This window comes from Butyricimonas hominis (assembly GCF_014287455.1).
Classification (GTDB): Bacteria; Bacteroidota; Bacteroidia; order Bacteroidales; family Marinifilaceae; genus Butyricimonas; species Butyricimonas muris.
On sequence record NZ_JACOOH010000077.1, the window covers coordinates 1 to 533 of the forward strand.

At 48.6% G+C, this 533-nt stretch carries 1 protein-coding gene; it reads right to left on the bottom strand.

The features are described from left to right. Positions 1 to 533 (bottom strand): conjugative transposon protein TraN (gene traN, locus H8S64_RS22355; RefSeq protein ID WP_186978752.1); only part of this gene is annotated, 533 nt, incomplete at both ends.

The window sequence follows — 533 nt, forward strand, 5'->3', positions numbered from 1 at the left end:
ATGGTGAACTTCGGCAGGGCGTACACCGTGCGCACGGTACTTTTTCCTGCAATCTCTATCACCTCGTTGTAGCTACGTACCGCATCCAGCACCGTTTCCTGAATAGCCGTGCGCTTGGGTACTTTCTTATCGGTTATCTTAAACTTGATGAAGTCGGTATCGAAAGGCACGTTGGAACTGTTCTTTGTCTGCGTGTGTACATAGAGCATCCCGTTATAGGTGTAAATCCCCTTGATTAAGAACTGTATGCCGAAACGCTTGCTACCCAAGTGGCGCACTTTCCGGTCATTGTTCTTGTAGATGCTCTGCATTATCAGTTTCACCAATAGCGGGCTTTCATTCCCCAGTTCCCGGAAATAGATGTTCATCCGGGTATGTGAGAAGTCGGACGTATCTTCATTCTCCAAGAAGTCTTTCATTTCGATGTTGAGCATTTCCGGTTCACGGGCGTACTTGGCGTTGAACGAAAAGAAACTGCCGTCCTCGCAGATAACGGAGAAGTTCGTTTCTCCCGGAAAGCCCTCTGTCGTGGC